Raw genomic sequence first — 24,186 nt, forward strand, 5'->3', positions numbered from 1 at the left:
GGTCCCGTGAGCCAGAGTCGTACCTACCAAGTGCGGACCTACGGCTGCCAGATGAACGTCCACGACTCCGAGCGCCTCTCCGGTCTGCTGGAGGACGCTGGGTACGCGCGCGCAGCCGAGGACACCACCGCAGACATCGTCGTCTTCAACACCTGTGCGGTCCGGGAGAACGCCGACAACCGCCTGTACGGCAACCTCGGGCACCTGCGCCCGGTCAAGGACGCCAACCCGGGGATGCAGATCGCCGTCGGGGGCTGCCTGGCGCAGAAGGACCGCGGCGAGATCGTGCGCCGGGCGCCCTGGGTCGACGTCGTGTTCGGCACCCACAACATCGGCTCCCTGCCCGCCCTGCTGGAGCGCTCCCGCGTCCAGCGGGAGGCGCAGGTGGAGATCGCCGAGTCCCTGGAGCACTTCCCCTCCACACTGCCCAGCCGCCGCGAGTCCGCGTACGCGGCGTGGGTGTCGGTCTCCGTGGGCTGCAACAACACCTGCACCTTCTGCATCGTGCCCGCGCTGCGCGGCAAGGAGCAGGACCGCCGCCCCGGCGACGTGCTCGCCGAGGTGCGCGCCCTGGTCGACGAGGGCGTCAGCGAGATCACCCTGCTCGGCCAGAACGTCAACGCCTACGGCAGCGGCTTCGGCGACCGGCAGGCCTTCTCCAAGCTGCTGCGCGCCTGCGGTGAGATCGAGGGACTGGAGCGGGTGCGCTTCACCTCCCCGCACCCGCGCGACTTCACCGACGACGTCATCGAGGCCATGGCCGAGACCCCCAACGTCATGCCGCAGCTGCACATGCCGCTCCAGTCGGGGTCGAGCCGGGTCCTCAAGGCCATGCGCCGCTCCTACCGCCAGGAGCGCTTCCTGGGCATCGTGGAGAAGGTGCGCGCCGCCATGCCGCACGCCGCGATCACCACCGACATCATCGTGGGCTTCCCCGGCGAGACCGAGGAGGACTTCCAGGAGACGCTGCACGTGGTCCGCGAGGCGCGGTTCTCCATGGCGTTCACCTTCCAGTACTCCAAGCGCCCCGGGACCCCGGCCGCGACCATGGATGACCAGGTCCCGCCGGAGGTGGTCAAGGACCGCTACCAGCGCCTGGTCGACCTCCAGGACCAGATCTCCTGGGAGGAGAACCAGAAGCTGGTCGGCCGCGAGGTCGAGCTGCTGGTCGCCGAGGGTGAGGGCAGGAAGGACGGCGAGCACCGCCGCCTGTCCGGCCGCGCCCCGGACAACCGCCTCGTGCACTTCGCGGTCGGTGACGGCGACGACCCGCGCCCCGGCGACACGGTGACCGTGGAGGTCACCTACGCCGCCCCGCACCACCTGGTGGCCGACTCCGGCGTGCGCGCCCTGCGGCGCACCCGCGCGGGCGACGCCTGGGCGGCCCGCAACGGCCAGCCGGTCCAGGAGGGCAAGCCGCAGGTGCTCCTGGGCATGCCCCGGATCGGTGTTCCGGCCGAGGAGCCCGCCCCGGCGGGCGGCTGCTGCGAGATCTGACCCCGCGAAGCGGTCGCGGCCCCCGGCGCCTTCGCGCCGGGGGCCGCCGCCTTCCGCGCGGATCCCGCCGGCGGCGGATCCGTGCGGACCGGGACGGGACGGCCGTGCGGGCGCGGCCTCAGAGCCGGACCGGCAGGCTGTCCAACCGCATCGCGCCCGGAACCCTCCCGGGCAGGGGCTCACGACCGGGGGCCAGGGACAGGCCGGGGTAGGCGGTCAGCAGGGAACCGACTGCCACCTCGCCCTCCTGGCGGGCCAGGGCCGCGCCCAGGCAGTAGTGGATGCCGTGGCCGAACCCCACGTGCGCCTCGCCGGGGCTGCCCTGGTGGCGGGTGATGTCGAACCGGTGCGGGTCCGGGTGGACCCTCGGGTCGCGGTTGGCGCCCGCCAGGACCGCGATCGCCCGCTCGCCCGCGGCCAGGCGGCCGCACCTGAGTTCGACGTCCTCGGCCGCGTACCTCGCCTTGGAGATCACGGCGGTGCCCCCGTAGCGGAGCATCTCGTGTACGGCGGAGGGCAGCAGCCCGGGGTCGTGCCGCAGGATCTCCCACTGGACCGGGTGGTCGAGCAGGGCCCGCACCCCGTTGCCCAGCAGGTGCGCGGTGGTCTCGTGCCCGGCGATGACGAGGGTGAACACCAGGGTGATCAGCTCGCTCTCGCTCAAGCGCCCGCCGTCCTCGTCGCGCGCCTTGACCAGGGCGCCGAGCAGGTCCTCGCTCGGCCGGGCCCGGCGCTCGGCGAGCATCCCCTCGATGTGGCCGATCATCTCGCCGAGCGTGTCGTTCATCAGCTCGGGCCTGGTGGGGTCGAACCTGGACAGCTGGTTGCTCCACGCCCGCCAGATCCCGCGGTCCTCCTCCGGAACGCCGACCAGGTCGCAGATGACCGCGATCGGCAGCGGGTAGGAGAAGTGCGGCATGAGGTCCACGACCCCGTCCCCGTCGGCGAGGTCGGACAGCCGCGCGAGCAGGTCGTCGGTGATGCGCTGGACCGCGGGCCGCAGCTCGTTGACCCGGCGCACGGTGAAGGTGCGCGAGACCAGCTTGCGCAGCCGCGTGTGGTCGCCGCCGTCCTTGTCCAGGAGGGACTCGGTCAGGTAGGTGATCAGGTCGGGGCGGATGCCCAGTCCCCTGAGCGCGTCGGAGCGGGTGGCCTGGGCCCGCCCGCCCGACACGTTCGCGGGGTCCAGCACGAAGCGCCGGTCACTGAGGATGGTCCGCACGTCCTCGTCGTCGACGAAGAGGACGGCCTTCTGGGTGTCCACGAACAGGGCCGGCGCCGAGCCGCCCGCGGCCCGGACCCGGTCGATCACGGAGTGGGGGTCGGCGGTGAACTCGGGGGAGCGCAGGTCGATCAGTTCGTCGGACGGGGTCGCGGCTGTCATGGGCCCTCCTCTGGGGCTCAGGTGGAGCGTGTCGTCTGTTTCTGCCGGGTGATCTCCTCGTGCAGGCGCTCGTCCAGCGCGGAGAAGAGCGCCAGGGCCCTGTCCCGGGCCCGGCGGGTGTCCTCCGGGGAGGCGTCCTGTTCCAGGAGCAGTCGGATGCTCCGGGCCATGAGCTCGGCGCGCGTGCCGTGGTCGGGCACGTGCATGCCCTGGCTCTCCAGCACCGGGGGTGTGACCAGGTGGCCCATGACCAGGGAGTTGTAGGCGTACAGCTGCTCGTCGGGGGCGCGGTCGGCGTTCAGCAGGCCGTGTTCGCGCAGGATGTCCCAATAGGTCCGCAGCGCCCTCTGCCGCTCCCGGACGGTGTCGCCGACCAGGGAGGCCGCGTTCCGGGAGAGGTTGCCCAGGGACTCCGTGCCGTTGGAGAACAGCGCGCGGATGGTCGGCGAGTCCAGGTGGAACAGGTAGAGGGCGCGGGCGACCTCGCTGGGTCGGACGTTCTCGGGTGAGGCGTGCATGGAGTCCAGGATCCGGCGCAGCACGCCGAGCTGCGCCCGCATGACCACCGTGAGGAGAAGCGCCTCCTTGGTGGAGAAGTGCAGGTAGACGGTCCCCTTGCCGATCTTGGCCCGCCGGGCGACGTCCTCGATGGTGATCTTGCGGTGCCCCCAGGCGACCATCAGCTCCTCCGCCGCGTCCAGGATGCGGTCGGCGCGCAGTTCGCGCTCGCTGGCGGTCGGGGATGTGGATGGGGCCACGGTGTACTCCTGCGAGTCGAGGGCGTGCGAGGTGTCGCTGACCACGCGTGTTGACGCCGATGACCATATCTCCACCTCCCTTCCCCTGACTGTGTGACCAATTTTGAAATCTGGTCACACAGTCAAAGTAGATCACCGGGCGGGCCGGGGCAAGGGTTTTCGGGAGGGAAAGCGGGAGCGGGCCGTGGCAGACGGACGGCCGGGCCCTTCGCGGGCCCGGCCGTCACGTGTGGGCGGGTGTGCGGCGGAGGCGGATCCGCCGCGGGGTCAGCGCGCGGAGCGGGGCACCCAGGTCGACACGTCCACCAGCGCCTCGCCCGGCTCCTCCGAGGTTCCCGACAGCGCCCGCTCCACCTGGGCCAGAGCGCGTTCCACCAGGTCGGGGGAGTCGTAGGGGAGCCAGCGCACCCGCGGGTCGCGCCGGAACCACGACTCCTGGCGGCGGGCGAACCGGCGGGTGGCCTGGGCGGTGTCGGCCTTGGCCTCCTCCTCGGACAGGGCGCCGTCCAGCTGGGCGAGCGCCTGCGCGTAACCGAGTGCGCGCGAGGCGGTCCGGCCCTCGCGCAGCCCGAGCTTGTCCAGCTCGCGGACCTCCTCCAGCAGGCCCTGCTCCCACATGCGGTCCACACGGGTGCCGATGCGCTCGTCCAGCTCGGTGCGCGGAGCGGTCAGGCCGATCTGCGTGCACGGGTAGAAGGAGGTGTGGTCGGGCAGGTTCGCGGTGAACGGCTCCCCGGTCAGCTCGATGACCTCCAGGGCGCGCACGATCCGCCGCCCGTTGCCCGGCAGGATGGCACGGGCCGCCGCGGGGTCGGCCTCGGCCAGACGGGCGTGCAGGACGCCCGGGCCGACGTCGCCGAGCTCCGCCTCCAGGCGCGAGCGGACCGCGGGGTCGGTGCCGGGGAAGTTCAGGTGGTCCAGGACCGAGCGCACGTACAGACCCGAACCGCCGACCAGGACGGGAAGGACGTCGCGGTCGGCGCACTGCTCGACGCGGTCGCGGGCCATGTCCTGGTAGCTGGCCACGTCCGCGGGCTCGCTGACCTCCCACACGTCGAGCAGGTGGTGGGGCACCCCGCGTCTCTCGGCGTCGGTGAGCTTGGCGGTGCCGATGTCCATGCCGCGGTAGAGCTGCATGGAGTCGGCGTTGATCACCTCGCCCCGGCGTCCCGTGCGCTCCTCCAGCCGCAGGGCCACCTCGACGGCCAGGTCCGACTTGCCCACAGCGGTCGGGCCGACGACCGCGATCACCTTGATCATCCCTCCAGCGTAGTCAGCCCCGGGCCCGGCCCGACCGCGGAGCGGGACCGGGGAGGTGGTCGTGCGCGCCTAGGATGGTCGGCATGCGATTCGCCAAGGGCCACGGAACAGAGAACGACTTCGTGATCCTCCCCGACCCCGACGGGGAGCTCGACCTCACGGAGGAGGCCGTCCGCCTGCTGTGCGACCGCCGGGCCGGGATCGGCGCGGACGGCGTCCTGCGGGTGGTGCGCACGCGCGCCCTCGGCGAGGCCCTCGCCCCGGCCGCCCGCACGGCCGAGCGCTCCGAGTGGTTCATGGACTACCGCAACGCCGACGGGAGCGTCGCCGAGATGTGCGGCAACGGTGTGCGGGTCTTCGCCCGCTACCTGCTGCACGCCGGGCTCGTCGAGGGCGACCGCTTCGAGGTGGGCACCCGTGACGGAGCCAAGGAGGTCCAGGTGGAGGCCGACGGCGGCATCACCATAGACATGGGCCGGGTGGAGATGCAGGGGACCTCCTCCGCCAAGCTCGCCCGGCAGGTGGTGCACGGTGAGCAGATCTCCGTGGGCAACCCGCACCTGGCCTGCGAGGTGACCGTGCCGGTCGCCGAGGTGGACCTGGGCGAGCTGCCGGTGCTGGACGTGGAGGCCTTCCCCGCCGGGGCGAACGTGGAGGTGTACCGCGAGGTGGCTCCGGGTGTGCTGGAGATGCGCGTGTACGAGCGCGGTTCCGGGGAGACCCGCTCCTGCGGGACCGGGATCGTCGCCGCCGCTGCCGCAGCCACGCCCCGCGGGGAGGGCGCGACCTGGAGGGTGCGGGTCCCGGGGGGCGAGTGCACCGTCTTCCTGGACGCGGACGGCGCGAGGCTGAGCGGCCCGGCCGTCATCGTGGCCGAGGGCGAGACGAACCTGATCTGACCCCGCGCCGGCCCGCGCGTCGGCGCGGGGCGGGCCGGCGCCCTGCCGGGGTTCGCGCGACGCCCCCGGCCACGCGCACCGGGCCGCCCGGACCGGCTTCCCCGCCCCGGGGGGCGGAGCGCCGGTCCGGGCTCCCGGCGGGGGTCTGCCGGGCGTCCCGCCTCAGCTTCCGGGGCGCGCGCCGACCTCCTCCACCCAGCCGGACCAGACGAAGGACCGGTAGGACGTGGTCACCGGTAGTTCCAGTCCGTGCTGGGCCAGGGAGCCCTCACCGCCCTCCTCCTCCAGCACGGTGGCGTCACGGTAGAGCAGGTCCCCGGTGTCGGGGGCGAAGAGGTAGCGGTAGCGCGTCACCTGGTCGGGCTCCGCGACCCGCACCTGGAAGAGTTCTCCCTCACGGGCCAGGGGGTCGCGCGTGCCCCCCGCGTACTCGACGCCGGGAAGCCCGGCCAGGACCCCCATGAGGGCCGCCTCCTCGGCCCCGTCCAGGGGGCGGTGGTCGTAGAGGTTGTTCAGGGCGTTGACGAGGGCGGCGTCGGTCGCGGGGGCCTCCCCGCTCCAGGCGACGAGGACGTCGGCCATGGCCCCGGCCCCGGTGGGCAGCTCCTCGGGGAACAGCAGGACCGGATCCAGCCTCTCCTCCACGTCCTCGGCCTGCCGGTCGAGAAACTCCCGGTGCTCCTCCGCGTCGCCGGCGGTGTCCTCGGCCGCGCCCGGGGTGCTGACCGCGCGGGTGTCGCCCTCGGGGTCCTGCCAGTGCTGCCACTGGTAGGGGATGAACCCCGCGCTGTGCAGGTCCTCGTCGCTGGGCTCCTCACCGGTGTAGCTGGTGACGGCGAGCAGTTCCACACCGGAGGAGGAGACGTAGGCGACGTCGCCCTCGCCCGGGGCGTCACCGCCGTTGCGGGCGGTCTCGGCCAGGGCGAGCAGCCGCTGCTCACCGGGCTCGGGGGCGGAGCCGACCACCTCCAGGGGGGTGGGCGGCGCGGCGTAGGCTGCGGGGACGCCGACGGGGTCCCCGGAACCGGTGCCGAGGACGAGCACGGCGGCGGTGGCGGCGGCCGTGAGGGCGGCGGCGCCGGCCAGGGCCGGGGGGCGGAGCCACAGGGGGCGGCGGGCGGGGGTGTCGTTCATCAGGGTGATGGCCTTCGTCCGTGCGCGCTGGCGGTCGGCGTGGCCGACCGTCTCCCCGGCGCGCGGGTCGGTGTCGTTCAGGAGCGCGCGAAGCGCGGTGACGTCGTCCACGAGGCGTCCTTCCTGTCCTCGGCGGGGTGTGCGGTGTCGTCCATGAGCGCCTGGAGGCGCTTGCGGGCACGGTGCAGCCGTCCGCGCGCGGTCACGGGTGAGCAGCCCACCACGCGCGCGGCCTCGCGGCTGCTCAGGCCCTCCCAGGTCACGAGCATCACGAGCTCGCGGTCGGTGCCGGAGAGCCGGGCCAGGGCGCTCAGGGCCGTCTGGCGGCGGACGACGCGCTCGGCGTCGTCCTGGGAACCGCCCCAGGCCTCCTCCGGGGGAGGGGGGACCTCACCGCGCTTCCTGACCTCGCGCAGCTTGGCGAGGGTGATACGGCGGGCGCAGGCGTACAGCCAGGGCAGTTCCCGGCCCTCGGGCACCCCCGTCCGCCGTCGCCAGGCGACCGCGAAGGACTCCGAGGCCACGTCGTCGGCCAGATCGGGGCCGACCCTGCGGCGGGCGTAGTCGTACACCGCGTCGTAGTACCGCTCGAACAGCGCGTTGAACGCCGTGTGGTCGGGTGGGTCGCTGTTGTTGTCGCGCACCATCGGCAGCTCCTCTCTCCCCCTTGTGTCGCCGGAGCGGCCGTTGTTCGGGGGGAGGACGGGAAAACCGCCGGAACGTATGTGGTGTGCGTCACCAGGGCGGGGGCGGGTCGGCTCAGCGGCGTCCCAGCAACCGCGCCACGGTCAGCCCCCGCAGGGAGGCGTCCAGCACCCGCGCGGTGTGGGTCACCGCCACCGGAGAACCCGCGCGGTCCATGGCGGAGGCTATCTGGAGAGAGCACCCCGGGTTCCCCGACACCAGGACGTCGGCGCCGGTGGAGGCCACGTCCCGCCCCTTGCGGTCGCCGAGCTCGCGGGCGGCCCCGGGCTTGAGCAGGTTGTACACCCCCGCCGAGCCGCAGCAGATCTCGCCGTTGGGCAGGTCGGACACGCGCAGCTCCGGAATCCCCGCGAGCAGGGCCCGGGGCGGCCGGGTGACGCCCTGGCCGTGGGAGAGGTGGCACGCGTCGTGGTAGGCCACGTGCAGGGGGAGGGGATGGCGCTCGGCCCGCGGCCCCAGCTCCACCAGGAACTCGGTGAGGTCCGCGACCCGCTCGGCCTGGGCCCGCCCCCGGCGCACCCAGGCCGGGTCCGCGCCCGCCTCGGTCAGGGTGCGGTCGAAGTGCTTCATGCTGGACCCGCACCCGGCCGAGTTGACCACGATCCGGTCCACCCGCTCGCGTTCGAACACCTCGATCAGGCTCCGGGCGAGGTCGGCCGACTCCTCCATCCGCCCGGCGTGCCCGGACAGGGCCCCGCAGCAGCCCTGGGCGCGGGGGATCACCACGTCGCAGCCCTCCAGAGCCAGCACCCGCGCGGTCGCGGTGTTGACCTCGGGGAAGAACGCCCCCTGCGCGCAGCCCACCAGCATGCCCACCCGGGCCCGCGCCCGCCCCACCGCGGGCACCAGCTCCGGCAGCGCGGGAGGGGGAGACGACAGCGGCGGCGAGATGCGCTCCATGGTGGCCAGGGCGGGGGAGACCCGCTCCAGCAGCCCCGTGCGCCGCACCAGCGAGGAGACGCCGCTGGCCTGGTAGGCGCGCAGCGGCCCGCGCAGCAGCCCCAGCCTGCGCCGGTACGGGAACAGCGCGAAGATCGCCCCGCGCAGCGCCCGCTCGCCCGCGGTCCGCTCGTGCTCCCTCTCCACCCGGTGCCGGGTGGTGTCGATGAGCGCGTCGTAGGCCACCCCCGACGGGCAGGCGGACACGCACGCCAGGCAGCCCAGGCAGTTGTCGAAGTGCCCGACCGCGGTCTCGGTCAGCACGTCCTCGGTGTGCGTCTGCGCCATCAGGTGGATCCGCCCGCGCGGCGAGTCCATCTCCTGGCCCCACAGCACGTGGGTGGGACAGGTGGGCAGGCAGAAACCGCAGTGGACGCAGTCGTTGAGCAGATCGGAGAACAGCCGGTCGCGCTCGTCCGCGGTCGTCGGGTCGGTCACGGGCCCTCCCAGGGTGTTCGCACGTGTTCAGATGCCGCCCGCGAAGCGCCCGGGGGCCAGGCGGTGTCCGGGGTCGAGGGAGTCCTTGACCGCCCGCATCAGCGGGAGTCCGGGCACCTCGCCCCACAGGTCCACACCGGCGGCGTGGACGTGCGGTTCCGCGCGCAGCAGGGTCATCGTCCAGCCGGGCACCGAACGCACGCCGTCGAGCGCGGCCGCCACCTCGGCGGCTCCTGTGCCCGGCGGGAAGGACGCGTACAGCGCCCCCGCCCGGGCCGAGCCGGTGACGCCCGCGCCGGACAGCTCGTGCACCCGCACCGCGGCCCGGACGCTCTCGGCGGGCGGCACCGACACCAGGGCGAGCGTGCCCTCGGCGGGCAGCACGCCCCAGCCCTCGGGCAGGGCGTCGGCCACGTCGGGCTCCGCGCCGGCGGCCGCGGCGATCTCGGCCGTCCGCGCCCCGAGGCCGTCCGGGGTGCCCTCCAGCACCACCCGCAGGCTCGCCGAGGGCCAGTCCAGTTCGACCGCCGCGGGCGTCGCCGTGCACCCGCGCAGCGCCGTCAGCAGGCGCTCGGCGTGCTCCGCGTGGGACGCCGGGAGCGTCAGCACGCGCAGGGCCCGGGGGAGCGGGTGCAGGCGGAAGGCCACCGAGGCGATCACGCCCAGGGTGCCCAGGCCGCCGGTGTGCAGCTTGGCCAGGTCGTACCCGGCCACGTTCTTGACCACCCGGCCCCCGCTGCGCGCCACCACGCCGTCGGCGCGCACCACCGTCATCCCGATGACCAGGTCGCGCAGCGCCCCGGTGAGCAGGCGGCGCGGACCGCTCACGCCCGTGGCCACCATCCCGCCCACGGTGCCGCCCACGCGCACGGGGTCCGCCGACAGCCGCTGCCCGGCGGCGGCCAGCACGTCGTACAGTTCGGCCACGGGGGTCCCCGCGCCCACCTCCACCACCAGGTCGCCCGCGATGTGCTCGGTCCACGACAGGTCGGCGGTGTCCACGAGCAGGTCCAGCCCGCGCGGGAGACCGCCCCAGTCCAGGGCCGTGCCCCCGCCGCGCGCGACGACGGTCAGCCCCTCCCGGGCGGCGGACGCCATGACCCGGGCCAGGCCCCGGGTGTCGGCGGGACGCGCCACGCGTGCGGGGACCAGGCCGCCCACCGCGTCGGCGTCGGTCCCCTCCCGCAGGGCCCCGTCCCGGGCGTTCGGCCCCTCGACGAGCGTCACGCGTTCTCCCCCCGTGTTCGTGGTCCGTCCGCGCCTCAGAACTGCTCGGCCCTTCCCGCCTCCACCAGCGGGTGCACCCCCGTGCGCACCCCGGGCCGCTCACCGCACAGGCGCGGGGTGGGCAGCAGCTTGTCCGGGTTGGCGATCCCGTCCGGGTCCAGGGCCCGGCGGAACAGGTCGAAGGTGGCCAGGTCGTCGGGGCCGTACATGCGCGGCATCTTGCACGCCTTGTCCACGCCCACCCCGTGCTCGCCGGTGATGGAGCCGCCGTGCTCGATGCACAGGTCGAGGATGGCGCCGGAGACCTCCTCGGCCCGCTCCGCCGCGCCCGGCTCGGCGTCGTCGAAGAGCACGAGCGGGTGCAGGTTGCCGTCCCCGGCGTGGAAGACGTTGGCGACGCGGATGCCCGAGGCGGCCGACAGTTCGGTGATGCGCCGCAGCACCTCGGGCAGGGCCGTGCGCGGGACGACGCCGTCCTGGACGATGTAGGCGGGGCTGATCCGGCCGACGGCGGCGAAGGCCGACTTGCGGCCCTTCCAGATCCGGGCGCGTTCGTCGGCGTCGCTGGCGGTGCGGGTCTCGAAGGCGCCCGCCTCCGCGCACAGCCGGACGACCTCGGCGAGCTGGGCCTCGACCTCCGCGGCGGGCCCGTCCAGCTCCACGACCAGCACGGCCGCGGCGCCCGCGGGGTAGTCGCAGGCCACGGCCCTCTCGGCGGCCTCGATGGCCAGCGCGTCCATCATCTCCACGGCCGAGGGCAGCACCCCGGCGGAGATCATGGAGCTGACCGCACGGCCTCCCGCGTCCATCGAGGCGAACGCCGACAGCAGGGTGACGGTGCGTTCCGGCGACCGGGTGAGGCCGACGGTGATCCGGGTGGCCACGCCCAGGGTGCCCTCGGAGCCGACGAAGGCCCCGACGAGGTCGTAGCCGTGCGCGCCGGGGTTCTTGCCGCCCAGGCTCACCTGCTCGCCGGAGGGGGTGACGATGTCCAGGCCGCGCACGTGGTTGACGGTGAACCCGTACTTGAGGCAGTGGGCGCCGCCGGAGTTCTCGGCGACGTTGCCGCCCACGGAGCACACCTGCTGGCTGGAGGGGTCGGGCGCGTAGTAGTAGCCGTGGGGCGCGGCGGCGCGGGTGACGTCCAGGTTGGCCACACCGGGTTCGACGACCGCGCACTCGTTCTCGACGTCGATCTCCAGGACGCGGCGCATGCGCGAGGTGACCAGCAGGACGCCCTCGGTGTGGGGGAGCGCTCCCGCGGACAGGCCGGTGCCCGCGCCGCGCGGGACGAAGGGCACGCCGTTCTCGGCGCACAGGCGCACGACGGCGGCGACCTGGTCGGCGGTGGTGGGCAGCACCACGACGCCGGGAAGGGCGCGGTGGTGGGGCAGCCCGTCGCTCTCGTAGGTGCGGCGCTGGGCCGCGTCGGTGAGGACACCGTCCTCGCCGCAGATCCGGCGCAGCCGCGGGACGAGCCCGGCCACGGCCGCCTGCGCCGTATCGGTCTCGGACATGGGCGCCTCCCGGTTCCACCTGCGCGGACACGGACGGTCCCGCCCGCTGGCGGACGCGACCTCGCAAGGTGAACGTACGACTGCACCCCTCGCCTAGGCAAGGGGTGCAGTGGAAGTTGCCTTCCGTCTTATGAAATCAATGCCGGGCTACGGCATGCGCTCGTAGGCGGGCAGCGTCAGGAAGTCGACGTACTCGTCGGCCAGGGCCACCTCGGTGAACAGCTCGCCGGCCTGCTGGTACAGGTCCTCGTCGAAGTCCGCGCCCAGCTGTTCGCGGATGGCGGCGAGCTCCTCGTCGATGATCCCCCGGACCAGGTCGGCGGTGACCTTGGGGCCGTTGTCGAGCGTGATGTCGTTGTGCAGCCACTGCCAGACCTGGGAGCGCGAGATCTCGGCGGTCGCGGCGTCCTCCATGAGGTTGTGGATGGCCACCGCGCCGTTGCCGCCCATCCACGTCGCCAGGTACTGCAGGGCGACGTTGACGTTGCCGCGCAGGCCCGCGAGGGTGACGCCGCCCGGGGTCCTGTCCACGGCCAGCAGGTCCTCGGCCGAGACCTCGACCTCGGGGCGCTGCTTGTCGATCTGGTGGGGGCGCTCGCCCAGGACGCCGTCGAAGACCTCCATGGCCACCGGGACCAGACCCGGGTGGGCGACCCAGGAGCCGTCGAAGCCGTCGCCGGACTCGCGGGACTTGTCGTCGCGGACCTTGGCGAAGGCGGTCCTGTTGACCTCCTCGTCCCTGCGGGAGGGGATGAAGGCCGCCATGCCGCCGATGGCGTGGGCGCCGCGCTTGTGGCAGGTCTTGACCAGCAGTTCGGTGTAGGCGCGCATCATCGGCGCGGTCATCGTGACGGCGTTGCGCTCGGGCAGCAGGAACCTGCGGCCGCGGGTGCGGTGCGTCTTGATGATGCTGAACAGGTAGTCCCAGCGGCCCGCGTTGAGGCCCGCGGAGTGCTCGCGCAGCTCGTAGAGGATCTCCTCCATCTCGAACGCGGCCGGGATGGTCTCGATGAGGCAGGTCGCGCGGATGGTGCCGCGCGGGATGCCCAGGCGCTCCTGGGCCAGGACGAAGACGTCGTTCCACAGGCGCGCCTCGAGGTGGCTCTGCATCTTGGGCAGGTAGAAGTAGGGTCCCCTGCCCTTGTCGATCTGGCGCTGGGCGCAGTGGAAGAAGTAGAGGGCGAAGTCCAGCAGGCCGCCGCTGACGCGCTGGCCGTCCACGAGGACGTGCTTCTCGTCCAGGTGCCAGCCGCGCGGGCGCACGACGACGGTGGCGAGCTCGCCGTCCTCCTTCAGGGCGTAGGTCTTGCCCTGGGGGGAGGTGAAGTCGATGGTGCGGTCGAGGGCGTCGCGCAGGTTGAGCTGGCCCCCGATCATGTTCTCCCACAGCGGGGTGTTGGCGTCCTCGAAGTCGGCCAGCCACACCTTGGCGCCGGAGTTGAGCGCGTTGATGGTCATCTTGCGGTCGGTGGGGCCGGTGATCTCCACGCGGCGGTCCGTGATGCCCGGGGCGGGAGGGGCGACCCGCCAGCTGTCGTCCTCACGGATGTGCTTGGTCTCGGGGAGGAAGTCGAGGTCGGCCCCGGCCGAGATCTGCTCCTGCCTGGCCGCCCGGGCTTCGAGGAGCTCCTGGCGGCGCGCCTCGAAGGCGCGGTGCAGCTCGGCGACGAGGGCGAGGGCGTCCTCGGTGAGGATCTCGTCGAACCGTTCGTGGAGGGGGCCGGTGATCTCGACCCCGTGCGTGGCGCCCATGGAAAACCTTCCGCAATACGAAATAAGCTTTTGGTATGTGGAAAACGAAGCTACCGTCCGGTTCGCGGACGGTCAACGTCGCGCGTGTCTCACTGACCGGGGAGTTTCCCTGGTTGGGAAGGTCGCAAAAACTTCTCCCGCGACTTCGGCGCCCGTCGTCGGGACGGACACGGGATCCGGCCCCGATCCCGTGGAGTGTCGTGCCCGCCGTGCCCTGCGATAATTCAGGTGCCCTCGCGAAGGTGAGATGCCACCATCGACAGGGCGCCCGCCACCGCCCGGTCGCGGGAAGAATCGCGGCGGCGGCCACGTTGACCCACCTGGAGGGATATGAATACAGCTGACACCCGCGGAAGCGTCCACGACGGCCACGAGGCCGAGGACGCGTTCCGCGAGGCGATCACCGTCGGGGACGGGGTCGACGCACACGACGCGTCCCGCGAGGCCAAGGCCACCGGCGGCGACCGCTACGACGACCCGGACAACGCCCCCGACCAGGGCGAGATGGAACTCGCCGAGCGCCACGCGCTGCGCCGGGTTCCGGGACTGTCCACCGAACTCACCGACGTCACCGAGGTCGAGTACCGCTCCCTGAGGCTGGAGCGCGTCATCCTCATCGGCGTGTGGACCAGCGGCTCACAGGCCGACGCGGACAACTCGCTCACCGAGCTCGCCGCCCTGTCCGAGACCGCGGGCGCGCTCGTGCTGGAGGGGGTCACCCAGCGTCGGTCCAAGCCCGACCCCGCCACCTACGTCGGCAAGGGCAAGGCCGCCGAGCTGCGCGACATCGTGGAGGCCACCGGCGCCGACACCGTGATCTGCGACGGGGAACTCACCCCCGGCCAGCTGCGCCAGCTGGAGGACGTGGTCAAGGTCAAGGTGATCGACCGCACGGCCCTGATCCTGGACATCTTCGCCCAGCACGCGCGCAGCAGCGAGGGCAAGGCCCAGGTCGAACTCGCCCAGCTCAGCTACCTGCTGCCGCGACTGCGCGGCTGGGGTGACGCCCTGTCCCGTCAGGCGGGCGGCTCCGGCGGCGGTGGCGCGGGCGGCGGCGTGGGCCTGCGCGGCCCGGGTGAGACCAAGATCGAGACCGACCGCCGGCGCATCAACGACAAGATGGCCAAGCTGCGCCGCCAGCTCGCCCACATGCGCACCGCCCGCGACGTCAAGCGCGACGTCCGGCGCACCCGCTCGGTGCCGTCCGTGGCCATCGCCGGGTACACCAACGCGGGCAAGTCGAGCCTGCTCAACCGGCTGACCGGCGCCGGAGTCCTGGTCGAGAACGCCCTGTTCGCCACCCTGGACCCGACCGTGCGCCAGGCCCGCACGCCCGACGGCCGCGGGTTCACGCTCAGCGACACCGTCGGCTTCGTCCGGCACCTGCCGCACCAGCTCGTGGAGGCCTTCCGCTCCACCCTGGAGGAGGTCGCCGACTCCGACCTGGTCCTGCACGTGGTCGACGGGTCCCACCCCGACCCCGAGAGCCAGATCAGCGCGGTCCGGCACGTCTTCGCCGACATCGACGCCGGTGACGTGCCCGAGCTCATCGTGGTCAACAAGGTGGACGCCGCCGACCCCGACGTGCTCAAGGCGCTGCGCACCCGCTACCCGGACATGGTCGAGGTGTCGGCCCGTACCGGCGAGGGCGTTCCCGCGCTGGTGGAGGCGGTCGCCGCGGCGCTGCCCGAGCTGGCGCACGAGGTGCGGGCGCTCGTCCCGTACTCGCGGGGCGACCTCATCGCCCGGATCCACGAGGAGGGGCGCATCCTCAGCGAGGAGCACACCGCCGAGGGCACGGCGATCCACGCCTTCGTGCCGGCCCTGCTCGCGGGCAGACTCGACGAGTACACGCCCAGCACGGCCTGAGGCACGCGCGGTCCGCCGCGCACGGCCGGGGCGCTCCCCACGGGGCGCCCCGGCCTCGCCGTGTCCGGGGGCGGGTCCCGACGGCGCACGAACGCGCCCCGGTGAGGCGGGCACACGCGAACACCCAGCTCACCGAGGTCGCCGGTGGCACCGATCACCCGGTGTGCCCGTGACCTTTGTTGGGAGGGCGTCCTATTAGTCCTCCCGGGGAGGTGTACACGGAGTCCGCGGATGGACTACGGTTTTGGAGCACTGGCCGACAGTGGCTGCTGTCCCGCGACAGCCGACCCCTCTGCCACTGTCACGGCACCGCGGCGGCCGCAGGCCGCTCCCCACCGGCTCTGTCGGACCGCTCCAGATACGAGGTCGCCATGTCCGCCCGTGTATCCCACGACCGTGTCCCGCAGCCGCACCGGCGGACCTGACCGGCGAGGGCGGACGACCCCATGACGGCGGTACTCCTCAGCAACATCGGTCGGCTGTGGACCGGGAGCGAGCTGATCACCAAGGCCGCGCTCCTGATGGACGACGACCGGGTGGCCTGGGTCGGGCCCGCCGCCGAGCTCCCCCAGAGCATTCCGGGCGTGGTGGACGACCTCACCGACGTCGACGACGTCGTCAACATCGGCGGCGGCATGATCACCCCGGGGCTGATCGACGCCCACTGCCACCCGGTGTACGCGGGGGACCGCTACGCCGAGGTCAACATGTGGGCCAAGGGCGCCTCCAAGGGGGACATCTTCGCGGCCGGGGGCGGTGTCTCCACCACCGTCACCATCACCCGGGGTACCGATCCCTGGACCCTGTGCAACGCGGTCCGCGAACGGCTCCGGCACTGGGTGCTGACCGGCACCACCACCGTGGAGGCCAAGACCGGCTACCACCTGACCAGGGACGGCGAACTGGCCGACGTGCGCCTGCTGCGCTCCCTGGAGGAGGAGCCGGGCATGCCGCGCCTGCACGTCACCTTCTTCCCCGCGCACGGGGTGCCGCCCGAGTTCTTCGGCAGACCCAGGGAGTACGCGGCCACCGCCGCCTCCTGGCTCAGCGACGCCGCGCTGGCCGGTGCCGACGGGGTGGACGTGTACTGCGACAACCAGCAGTTCACCACCGAGGACGCCCGCATGCTGCTGGGGGTGGGCCAGTCCGCGGGGCTGCGCACCACCCTGCACGCCTGCTCGCGCCCCCGGCACGGCGCCGTGCGCATGGCCGCCGAGATCGGCTGCTCCTCGGTGGACCTGCTGCACGAGACCGACGAGCAGGACGTCCTGGCGCTGGCCGCCACCCGCACACCGGTGGTGGCCTGCCCGACGACCTCGCTGCACGAGCGCCGCACCCCGCCGGTGCGGGCGCTGCTCGACCACGGCGTGCCCATCGGGCTGGGCACCGACCACAACCCCGGCCAGTCGGGCACGATGTCGATGCCGCTGGTGATCTCGCTGGCCATCTCCATGTTCGAGATGACCGTGCAGGAGGCCCTGTACGCCGCCACGGTGGGCAGCGCACGCGCCCTGGGCCTGACCGACCGGGGCGTGCTCGCGCCCGGGAGCCTGGCCGACCTCGTCCAGTGGGACGCCGACCACGAGGGCGCCTTCGCCTGGTCGATGGGCCTCAACACCCTGCGGGTGTGGCAGGGCGGCAGGACCATCCGCTGAGGCGTCGCCGCCGGCGCCCGAAGCGGCCCTTCGAGCCTGCCGCTAACGCGTGCCGCGGGCCCGGGCGATCTCGATGACGGCCCGCTCCAGCGCGTACTCGGGGTCGCGTCCGGCGCCCTTGATGAGGGCGTCGGTCTCGGCGACCACCGCCATGGCCCGGGTGACCCCCGCCGGGCTCCACCCCCGCGCCTGCTGACGCAGGGTCCGCAGCTTCCACGGCGGGACCTTGGCGCGCTTGGCCAGATCCGCCTCGGACATGCCGCGCGGCGGCTGGGCGGCCACGGCTATGCCGCGCACCGCACCGGCCAGCGCGCTGTTGATGAGCACCGGGGCGGTACCCACCGCCAGCGACCAGCGCAACTGCTCCAGCGCCTCGGGCAGGCGCCCCTCCACGGCGCGGTCGGCCACGGTGAACCCCGAGGCCTCCGCCCTGCCGGAGTGGTACCTGGCCACCGCCGCGGCGTCCACCCGGCCCTCGGTGTCGGCGATCAGCTGGGTGCAGGCCGCCGCGATCTCGCGCAGCTCACTGCCGACCGCGTCCACCAGCGCCTGCGCGGCGTCGGCGGTGATCTGGCGCCCCGCCTGGGAGAACTCGCCCTTGACGAAGGCCACCCGTTCGGCGGGCTTGCTCGGCCCCTTGCAGTCCACACGGTGGGCGCCCGCCTTGACCGCGGCCTGGAGCAGTGCCTTGCCCTTGTTGCCGCCCGCGTGGGTGAGCACGAGGTTGACGTCGTCGGCAGGGTCCCCGAGGTAGTCGGTGACGGTCGCCGCCAGGTCCTTGGTCAGGTCCTGGGACGAGCGCAGTACCACCACCCGCCGGTCGCCGAACAGCGAGGGCGAGGTCACCTCGACGAGTGTGGACATCCCCACCTGGGCGGGCACCAGGTCGTGGACGTCCACGCCGGGATCGGCCTCGCGGACCGCCGCGACGACGGAGGCGACGGCACGGTCGACGAGGAGTTCCTCGTCCCCGACGATGATCGTGAGCAGGGCGGGTGCAGGCATACACAGAGGATGCCACGCCCCACCGACCAGCCGTGCGCCCGTCGCGCGGTCGGCGGACGCGCTACCGCCCCCTCGTCCGCACCGCCCGTGACCGGTGAGCCCCGTACCCGGCTCCTCCCGTGGCCCCCTACCGTGCTGTCCTCCGCCGCGCTGCTTTCCACGGCTCCGTCTCCTACCGTGCGGGGTCGGGCCCGCGCACCACGGCCTGCCCGGGCCCGGAACCGCCGCCGTCCAACACGGCCACGTCCCCGTCCCGGTCGGTGCGCAGGTTCACCCGCGCCACCCGTTCCAGGATGTTCCACGTGAACGGCGCCGGATGCCCGTAGGTGTTGTCCGCGCCCACCGAGGTCACCGACACCACCGGGTCGGTGGCCTCCAGAAAGGCCGGTTCCTGGCTCCCCGCCCCGTGGTGGGGCACGGCCAGCACGGTCACCCGCAACAGGTCGGCGTTCGGTCCCTCCAGCAGCCTTCCCTGCGCCTCCTCCTCGATGTCACCGGTCAGCAGCACCGTCAGCGCCGTCCCGTCCGCCCGGACCACCACCGAGGAGTCGTTCACCGAACCCGTGAAGCCGGGCTCGGGCCACAGCACGCGCAGCAGCCACGGCCCCACCCGCAGCCGCTGACCCCGCGCGGCCTCCAACAACCGCACCCCGGCCTCGGCCAGCAGCCGCCCCGTGCCGCTCTCCCCGAACCCCGGCGGCGCCAGCGCGGCCCCCACGCTCCGGTGCCGCAGCACCCCGGGCGTTCCGTCCACGTGGTCGGCGTGGTCGTGGCTCAGGATCAGCAGCGCGACCTCGCGCACTCCCAGCCGCCCCAGGCAGTCGTCCACCCGGTCCGGGTCCTCGCCGGTGTCGGCGACCACCGCCGAGCCCGGGCCCGCCGACAGCACGAACGCGGTGCCCTGGCCCACGTCGCACGCCACCAGGGCCCACCCCGGGGGCGGCCATCCGCCCGGCACGCACCGCGCGGCCAGGGCCAGCAGCAGCACGGCCGCCACCACGGCGGCCACGACACGGCGCAACCGCCCGTGCGTGAACACCAGCGCCGCCAGCACGGCGGCCAGGACCAGCCCTCCCACCAGGTCCGACCGCCACGCCAGCGCGCCGTGCGGCACCCGCGCGCCCGCACCGGCCACCGCCGCGATCCACGACACCCCCAGCCCGGGCAGGTGCGCGGCCACCGCCGCCGCCCCCGGCCACACCACCGCCAGTGCCGCCACCGCCGTCCCCGCCACCGTCACCGCCGCGACCACCGGAGCGGCCAGTACGTTGGCCGGAACCGCGATCCACGACAGCTCGCCCGAGAGCAGGACCAGCACGGGCGAGACCGCCACCTGCGCGGCCAGGGCCACCGCCAACGCCTCCGCCACCGGACGCGGCAGGCGCGCCGACCACGCCCGCGTCCACGGCGGCACCAGCAGCAGGATGCCCGCGGTCGCCAGCACCGACAGCGCGAACCCGAAGGAGGCGGCCAGCCCCGGCGCGACGAACAGCACCCCGACGACCGTGACGGCCAGCGCACCGAGCCCCGCGTGGGCGCGCCCCGTGGCCAGCGCCAGCAGACCCAGCGACCCCATGAACGCCGCGCGTACCACGCTCGGCTCCGGGCGGCACACCAGGACGAACACCCAGATCACCGCCGCGCCGCCCGCCACCGAGCACCACGGGGGCGTCCGCAGCAGCCGGGTGAGCGCCAGCACGAAGCCGGTCAGCACCGCCAGGTTGGCCCCCGAGACGGTCAGCAGGTGCGTCATCCCGGTCTCCCGGAAGTCCTCGGCGGTCTCCGGCGGCACCCCGGACGCGTCGCCGACGATCAGCGCGGGAAGGAGCCCGGCCTCGGGCTGGGACAGCCCCGAGGAGGCCTCCCGCAGCCGCTCCCGCACCAGACCGGCGAAGCTCTGCAGCCCCCCGGGCCGCCCCACCTCCTCCGGCGGCCCGCGCACCAGGACCAGGGCGGCGGTGAGGGGATCGTCCTCCGTGCCGAGGAAGACGCCCCGCGCCCGGAAGGTCTGCCCGGGCAGCAGTTCGCGCCACTCCTCCTCCGAGGCCAGGACCACCACCGGCGCCGCGGACGCCCGCTCGGTCCCCCCGGACCGCACCCACGCGGTACGGGCGTCGATCACCCAGCCCGCCCTGCCCGGCCGGGGAGTCCCCGACCGCGGGCGCGGATCGGACGTCACCACGGCCTCGAACTCCGCCTCGCGCCCCTGCTCCGCCGCCTCCCCGGCCGCGCTCCGCTCCACCCGGTGCACCTGCACACCGGCCACCGCCGCCACCGTGGCCGCACAGGCCAGCGACGCCGCGGCGGTGAGCGCCACCGCCTCCAGCGGCGGACGCGCCGCCGCCAGGAGCACCACCGCCGCACCGGCCCCCGCGACCCCGGCCAGGGACCACGCGGCCCACGGCGGGGCGGAGAGCGCCGCCAGCGCGGCCAGCCAGGCCGTCGCCGCGGGCGCCAGCAGGCGCAGGTCGGGCGGCTCGTCCAGCCCGTAGGCGTCCGTCCCCAGCCATGTCGTCACCGCCGCTCACCCCACCGTCACGTGGGGTTGGAGGTCGGCGAGGGTCTTGTCGCCGATCCGGTCCACGTTGAGCAGGTCGTCGACGCTCCGGAAGGGGCCGTGCTCCTCGCGGTAGGAGACGATGTTGTCGGCGATCACCGCGCCGATCCCGGGCAGGGTCTCCAGTAGGGCCCGGTCCGCCCGGTTGATGTCCACCAGCCCTCCGGCCCCCTGGGGACCGCTCCCGGTGACGCCCGCGCCCGCGGGCACGGGGACGCCCACCAGGACCTGTTCACCGTCCACCAGCGGACGGGCCAGGTTGAGCAGGTCGAGGTCGGCGTCGGGTAGCGCGCCACCGGCCTCCTCCACGGCGTCGGCCACCCGCGACCCCGACGGGAGCGTGTACAGCCCGGGGGCGGACACCTCACCGCCCACGTGCACCACGAGGTCATCCTTCGGCGCCGCGTCCCCGGCCGCTCCGGCGTCCGCGTCCCCGGCCTGCGCCCCCGCCTCCAGCGCAGGGGACCGAGCGCCGTCGCCCTCCGCCGCGGGCACGGGCGCGGCACGGGTGACCATCTCGGGTGCGGGCACCGTGGTCGGCCGGTGGTACAGCGTCAGCACCAGCACGACGGCCAGGGCGCCCAGCACGGCCAGGACGATCACCGCCCGACGGGACAGCGCCGCCCGCGGCGGCCATCGCAGTGCCAGCCGTTCCAGGAGCGAGCCGGACGGCTCGGGGTCGAACTCCGCGTACCCCGACGGCGGGCGCTCCGGGCGCCGGTGCCGTCCTTCTGCCGGGTCGGGCCACGGCTCCGGACCGGGTGCGCCCTCCGACGTGCCGGCACGTCGGGCGGACAGGGCGGTCCCGGGGTCCGGCTCCTCCCCGGTGTCCCGCTTGACGGGCCCTGCGGTCCTCGCGCCCCGGTTCTCCCCCGAGGTCCGCGGTGCGGGCACGGTCGCCTCCCCCTCCCGGTTCACCACGCAGGGCCGTGGCGCGGTCGCCGTGGCCTTCCCGTTCCGGTTCCCTTCCGAGGTCCATGGGCCGGGCAGGGCCGCCTGTCCGCCCCGGTTCTCCCCCGAGGTCCGCGGGACGGGTACCGTCGCCTCTCCAGTCCGGCTCCCCTCGGACGGACCCCGCACGGCCGCAGACCTGCCCGGGGCGGAACGAGGGGGAGCGGTCACGCCGAGCAGGTCGTCGGGGTGGCGCTCGGGCCAGGCCTTCGAGGGCACGGGACCCGTGCCGGGAGCGGGCGGCGCGTCCGGAGGCCGATGGGTATCGGCCTCGGCGCTTCCCGGGGGCCGACGCCTTCCAGCCTGATCCGGGGCGGACCGGGCCGAGAACCGGCCTTCTTCCCCGGCGGCGGTCGTCCCCGGGGCGACCGGCCTGGCCTGCCTCCGGCCCGGGCGGTCACCGGAGGCGCTCCCGCCCCGCTGGCCCGGGCTCGGAGACCAGGTCACGGCGCCCTCGTGGGCCTCCGGCCGCTGGGGGCCGGTGACCGGACCTCGGCGGGGCGCGGCCTCGGAACGGCCTGTGCCCTCCGGGCAGGGTGCGCCGCCAGACGCCGCCGGACGGTACGGGGCGTGCGTCCCGGCCACCGCGTACGGCGCGCTCGGGATCGCCGGGACACCACGGGGAGGCGGCGCGGGCTGCGCGTGCGAGCGGGGGATACGCGCGCGCAGGCGCCGGGCGGCCGGTGAGGCGTCCAGGGTGAGCGCGCGGAGTCGGTCCTGCTGGTCGGTCGAGGGGGAGTGGCGCCGGTTGCGGCGCTGAACAGTCATAAGACCACGTTAGGAAGCCGGAAACGCTGTGTCAGCAGCCGATTCCAAGCTGTGGACAACTCCCGCCCGGGCCTCCTCGACCTGCGCGGACGGCGGTGGGCGGCATCGTCCGGCGCACGAAAAAACCCGGCCCGGTGCGTGCGCACCGGGCCGGGTCGAGCCTCAGTCTCAGGCGGACTGCAGGGAGTGCAGACGCTTGGCGATCGCGCTCTTGCGGTTCGCGGCCTGGTTCTGGTGGATGACGCCCTTGCTGGTGGCCTTGTCCAGCGCGCGAGCGGCGGCGCGCTGGGCGACGGTGGCCTTCTCGACGTCCCCGGCCTCGGCAGCCTCACGGAACTTGCGGACGGCCGTCTTCAGCGAGGAGCGCACCGCCTGGTTGCGGACACGAGCCTTCTCGTTCTGCCGAATGCGCTTCTTCTGCGACTTGATGTTCGCCATGCGAAAACGTGCTCCAGTTGATCTTGGTCATCGCGCCGACCGGACCAGGCGGCCCGACCCGCGGGCAGCCGTTCCGCGAGGGGCCGGCGTGGGCGCCGACGCAGGGTGTGTGAGTCCACAGGGCCCGAGGCCAATGTGGAAGTCCGAGACACGGACTTCCAGTATGCCTCACACGGGATACCGCTCGTGCCCTCAAGTGCCCTCAAATGCCCTCGGAGGACCTCACCAGCCCCGGGCTTTCGCGGCAGGGGCCTGCAAGCTTTACCTGTGGTCACTCCCGCGGCCTCTTGTTCTCAGCGGCCCTCAAGCCCCGCCGTCGTCTTTCCCTAGGACAGCAGCCACCCCTCCGTGTAGGCCGTCACGTCCTCCTCGGTCGCCTCGTCCCCCAGGTAGAAGGCCACCCCCAGGGTCATCCCCTCCGGCGGATCGGCCTCGGTCACGCCCAGCCGGACGGCCTCCAGCGCGGTCGCCAACGATTCGTCCGCCTCCTCCGGCGCCCACTCGCCACCGCCGTACGTGGGCAGCCCGAACCGCACCGCCACGCCCTCACGCGCGCGCAGGGCGGTCACCGCCTCGGTCACCTGCCGCACCATGAACCCGCCGTACAGCGCGTCGCCGGGCATTCCCGCCCCCACACCCGGCAGCACGACCTCGTCGGCGTGCTCGGTCACCCGGTCCAGGTAGCCCTTGGACCAGTACCTCTCCTCGCGCTCCATGACGAAGGAGGGCATCCGACCGCCCGGCACCAGCTCCACGTGGTGGGCCTGCACCGACAGCACGGGTTCCCCGCCCAGCTCCTCGCGCACCATCGACATGAGCGCGGGGATCGACGGGTCGTTGACGGTCACCGGGCGGATCTCCAGGTGCACGCCCGCGAACCCGTCCGAAGCCACCCCGGCGACCGCCGGGGCGAGCGCCGCGCGGGCCTGTTCGTCGAGCCGGTCCCGCAGCAGCGAGGACCCGCTCTCCACGTGCCGCAGCCACGCCAGCGCGCGCACGTCGGGGTACTCCCGCTCCAGCCAGGACAGCAGGGAACCGGTGTCCTCCACCCGCTCGACCGCGCCCTCGGCGTCGATCTCGCCCGCGTACACGTACACCGTGTCCACCCCGCCGGTGTCGAGCACCCGCGCCAGGGGACCGGTGTCCTCCCAGGAGCCCACCCAGGCCGCGTCGGAGCCCCGGGAGACCGCCCACGGCGCCGGTTCACCCGAGAACTGGAAGGCCAGCAGGGCCCCCGCGCCGGCCACCACGACCGCGATCGCGGCCACACCCGCCAGCAACCGTGTCAACAGCCACTTCAACCGCCCGCTCCTCCCACGTCCCCGACCGCGGGCGCTCCCCGCCCGCCCGTCGCCCGCCACCACCCTCAACGGCGGCGGCGCGCGCCCGGTGCCTGCCAGCACGGCCCGTTCCCGGTCCCGGGTCACATAATC

At 74.0% G+C, this 24,186-nt stretch carries 18 protein-coding genes; 4 read left to right on the forward strand and 14 right to left on the reverse strand.

The window, feature by feature from the left end:
• Window positions 1-30: 30 nt before the first annotated feature.
• Window positions 31-1,497, forward strand: coding sequence for a tRNA (N6-isopentenyl adenosine(37)-C2)-methylthiotransferase MiaB (gene miaB, locus NDAS_RS03345; RefSeq protein ID WP_071621555.1), 1,467 nt, complete (start codon window positions 31-33; stop codon window positions 1,495-1,497).
• A gap of 118 nt (window positions 1,498-1,615) precedes the next feature.
• Here miaB and NDAS_RS03350 read toward each other — a convergent pair whose 3' ends face one another.
• The 3 genes from NDAS_RS03350 to miaA form a co-directional block, all read right to left on the reverse strand.
• Complete coding sequence (locus NDAS_RS03350) at window positions 1,616-2,881, reverse strand: cytochrome P450 family protein (protein ID WP_013151726.1); 1,266 nt, start codon at window positions 2,879-2,881, stop codon at window positions 1,616-1,618.
• A 17-nt stretch (window positions 2,882-2,898) separates the two neighbouring features.
• Window positions 2,899-3,684 carry a TetR/AcrR family transcriptional regulator gene (locus NDAS_RS03355; protein ID WP_041552301.1) on the reverse strand — a complete coding sequence of 262 codons (786 nt, stop codon included), beginning with the start codon at window positions 3,682-3,684 and terminating at the stop codon, window positions 2,899-2,901.
• 222 nt (window positions 3,685-3,906) lie between these two features.
• Window positions 3,907-4,899 (reverse strand): tRNA (adenosine(37)-N6)-dimethylallyltransferase MiaA, encoded by a 993-nt coding sequence (gene miaA, locus NDAS_RS03360; RefSeq protein WP_013151728.1) that lies wholly within the window; start codon window positions 4,897-4,899, stop codon window positions 3,907-3,909.
• A gap of 74 nt (window positions 4,900-4,973) precedes the next feature.
• On the opposite strand from miaA, the gene dapF reads away from it, so the two are divergent.
• Window positions 4,974-5,798, forward strand: a complete 825-nt coding sequence (gene dapF / locus NDAS_RS03365; RefSeq protein ID WP_081461694.1) for a diaminopimelate epimerase — start codon at window positions 4,974-4,976, stop codon at window positions 5,796-5,798.
• A gap of 162 nt (window positions 5,799-5,960) precedes the next feature.
• On the opposite strand, the gene NDAS_RS03370 is transcribed toward dapF, so the two are convergent.
• The 6 genes from NDAS_RS03370 to aceB all read right to left on the reverse strand — a co-directional run bounded on the left by NDAS_RS03370 (window position 5,961) and on the right by aceB (window position 13,510).
• The gene (locus tag NDAS_RS03370) at window positions 5,961-7,043 is read right to left on the reverse strand and encodes a CU044_5270 family protein (protein ID WP_013151730.1); all 1,083 of its coding nucleotides are present in this window, start codon (window positions 7,041-7,043) and stop codon (window positions 5,961-5,963) included.
• Window positions 7,010-7,579 carry an RNA polymerase sigma factor gene (locus tag NDAS_RS03375; protein ID WP_013151731.1) on the reverse strand — a complete coding sequence of 190 codons (570 nt, stop codon included), beginning with the start codon at window positions 7,577-7,579 and terminating at the stop codon, window positions 7,010-7,012. The genes NDAS_RS03370 and NDAS_RS03375 overlap by 34 nt, the downstream gene beginning before the upstream one ends.
• A 112-nt stretch (window positions 7,580-7,691) precedes the next feature.
• Window positions 7,692-9,014 carry a (Fe-S)-binding protein gene (locus tag NDAS_RS03380; protein WP_013151732.1) on the reverse strand — a complete coding sequence of 441 codons (1,323 nt, stop codon included), beginning with the start codon at window positions 9,012-9,014 and terminating at the stop codon, window positions 7,692-7,694.
• A 27-nt stretch (window positions 9,015-9,041) separates the two neighbouring features.
• Window positions 9,042-10,241, reverse strand: coding sequence for an FAD-binding oxidoreductase (locus NDAS_RS03385; protein ID WP_013151733.1), 1,200 nt, complete (start codon window positions 10,239-10,241; stop codon window positions 9,042-9,044).
• 35 nt (window positions 10,242-10,276) lie between these two features.
• Window positions 10,277-11,758, reverse strand: coding sequence for an FAD-linked oxidase C-terminal domain-containing protein (locus tag NDAS_RS03390; protein WP_013151734.1), 1,482 nt, complete (start codon window positions 11,756-11,758; stop codon window positions 10,277-10,279).
• 147 nt (window positions 11,759-11,905) lie between these two features.
• Entirely contained in the window at window positions 11,906-13,510 is a 1,605-nt protein-coding gene (gene aceB / locus NDAS_RS03395) for a malate synthase A (protein WP_013151735.1), read from the reverse strand.
• A 330-nt stretch (window positions 13,511-13,840) separates the two neighbouring features.
• On the opposite strand from aceB, the gene hflX reads away from it, so the two are divergent.
• On the forward strand, window positions 13,841-15,379 hold the full coding sequence (hflX, locus tag NDAS_RS03400) for a GTPase HflX (protein WP_013151736.1): 1,539 nt from the start codon (window positions 13,841-13,843) through the stop codon (window positions 15,377-15,379).
• 446 nt (window positions 15,380-15,825) lie between these two features.
• Entirely contained in the window at window positions 15,826-17,034 is a 1,209-nt protein-coding gene (locus NDAS_RS03405) for an amidohydrolase family protein (RefSeq protein ID WP_013151737.1), read from the forward strand.
• A 42-nt stretch (window positions 17,035-17,076) separates the two neighbouring features.
• On the opposite strand, the gene holA is transcribed toward NDAS_RS03405, so the two are convergent.
• The 5 genes from holA to NDAS_RS03430 all read right to left on the reverse strand — a co-directional run bounded on the left by holA (window position 17,077) and on the right by NDAS_RS03430 (window position 24,054).
• Window positions 17,077-18,039, reverse strand: a complete 963-nt coding sequence (holA, locus tag NDAS_RS03410) for a DNA polymerase III subunit delta (RefSeq protein WP_013151738.1) — start codon at window positions 18,037-18,039, stop codon at window positions 17,077-17,079.
• Window positions 18,040-18,211: 172 nt separating this feature from the next.
• Complete coding sequence (locus NDAS_RS03415) at window positions 18,212-20,557, reverse strand: ComEC/Rec2 family competence protein (RefSeq protein ID WP_013151739.1); 2,346 nt, start codon at window positions 20,555-20,557, stop codon at window positions 18,212-18,214.
• Between the two features lie 6 nt (window positions 20,558-20,563).
• On the reverse strand, window positions 20,564-21,490 hold the full coding sequence (locus tag NDAS_RS03420; RefSeq protein ID WP_013151740.1) for a helix-hairpin-helix domain-containing protein: 927 nt from the start codon (window positions 21,488-21,490) through the stop codon (window positions 20,564-20,566).
• Window positions 21,491-22,483: 993 nt separating this feature from the next.
• Window positions 22,484-22,753 (reverse strand): 30S ribosomal protein S20, encoded by a 270-nt coding sequence (rpsT, locus tag NDAS_RS03425; protein ID WP_013151741.1) that lies wholly within the window; start codon window positions 22,751-22,753, stop codon window positions 22,484-22,486.
• 326 nt (window positions 22,754-23,079) lie between these two features.
• Window positions 23,080-24,054 (reverse strand): hypothetical protein, encoded by a 975-nt coding sequence (locus NDAS_RS03430; RefSeq protein ID WP_013151742.1) that lies wholly within the window; start codon window positions 24,052-24,054, stop codon window positions 23,080-23,082.
• Window positions 24,055-24,186: the final 132 nt, after the last annotated feature.

It is taken from the genome of Nocardiopsis dassonvillei subsp. dassonvillei DSM 43111 (assembly GCF_000092985.1).
Classification (GTDB): Bacteria; Actinomycetota; Actinomycetes; order Streptosporangiales; family Streptosporangiaceae; genus Nocardiopsis; species Nocardiopsis dassonvillei.

Coding starts and splice junctions, on each gene's coding strand:
- NDAS_RS03350 (WP_013151726.1), bottom strand. CDS start 2,881: ATGACAGCCGCGACCCCGTCCGACGAACTGATCGACCTGCGCTCCCCC.
- miaA (WP_013151728.1), bottom strand. CDS start 4,899: ATGATCAAGGTGATCGCGGTCGTCGGCCCGACCGCTGTGGGCAAGTCG.
- dapF (WP_081461694.1), top strand. CDS start 4,974: ATGGTCGGCATGCGATTCGCCAAGGGCCACGGAACAGAGAACGACTTC.
- NDAS_RS03375 (WP_013151731.1), bottom strand. CDS start 7,579: ATGGTGCGCGACAACAACAGCGACCCACCCGACCACACGGCGTTCAAC.
- NDAS_RS03390 (WP_013151734.1), bottom strand. CDS start 11,758: ATGTCCGAGACCGATACGGCGCAGGCGGCCGTGGCCGGGCTCGTCCCG.
- aceB (WP_013151735.1), bottom strand. CDS start 13,510: ATGGGCGCCACGCACGGGGTCGAGATCACCGGCCCCCTCCACGAACGG.
- hflX (WP_013151736.1), top strand. CDS start 13,841: ATGAATACAGCTGACACCCGCGGAAGCGTCCACGACGGCCACGAGGCC.
- NDAS_RS03405 (WP_013151737.1), top strand. CDS start 15,826: ATGACGGCGGTACTCCTCAGCAACATCGGTCGGCTGTGGACCGGGAGC.
- holA (WP_013151738.1), bottom strand. CDS start 18,039: ATGCCTGCACCCGCCCTGCTCACGATCATCGTCGGGGACGAGGAACTC.
- rpsT (WP_013151741.1), bottom strand. CDS start 22,753: ATGGCGAACATCAAGTCGCAGAAGAAGCGCATTCGGCAGAACGAGAAG.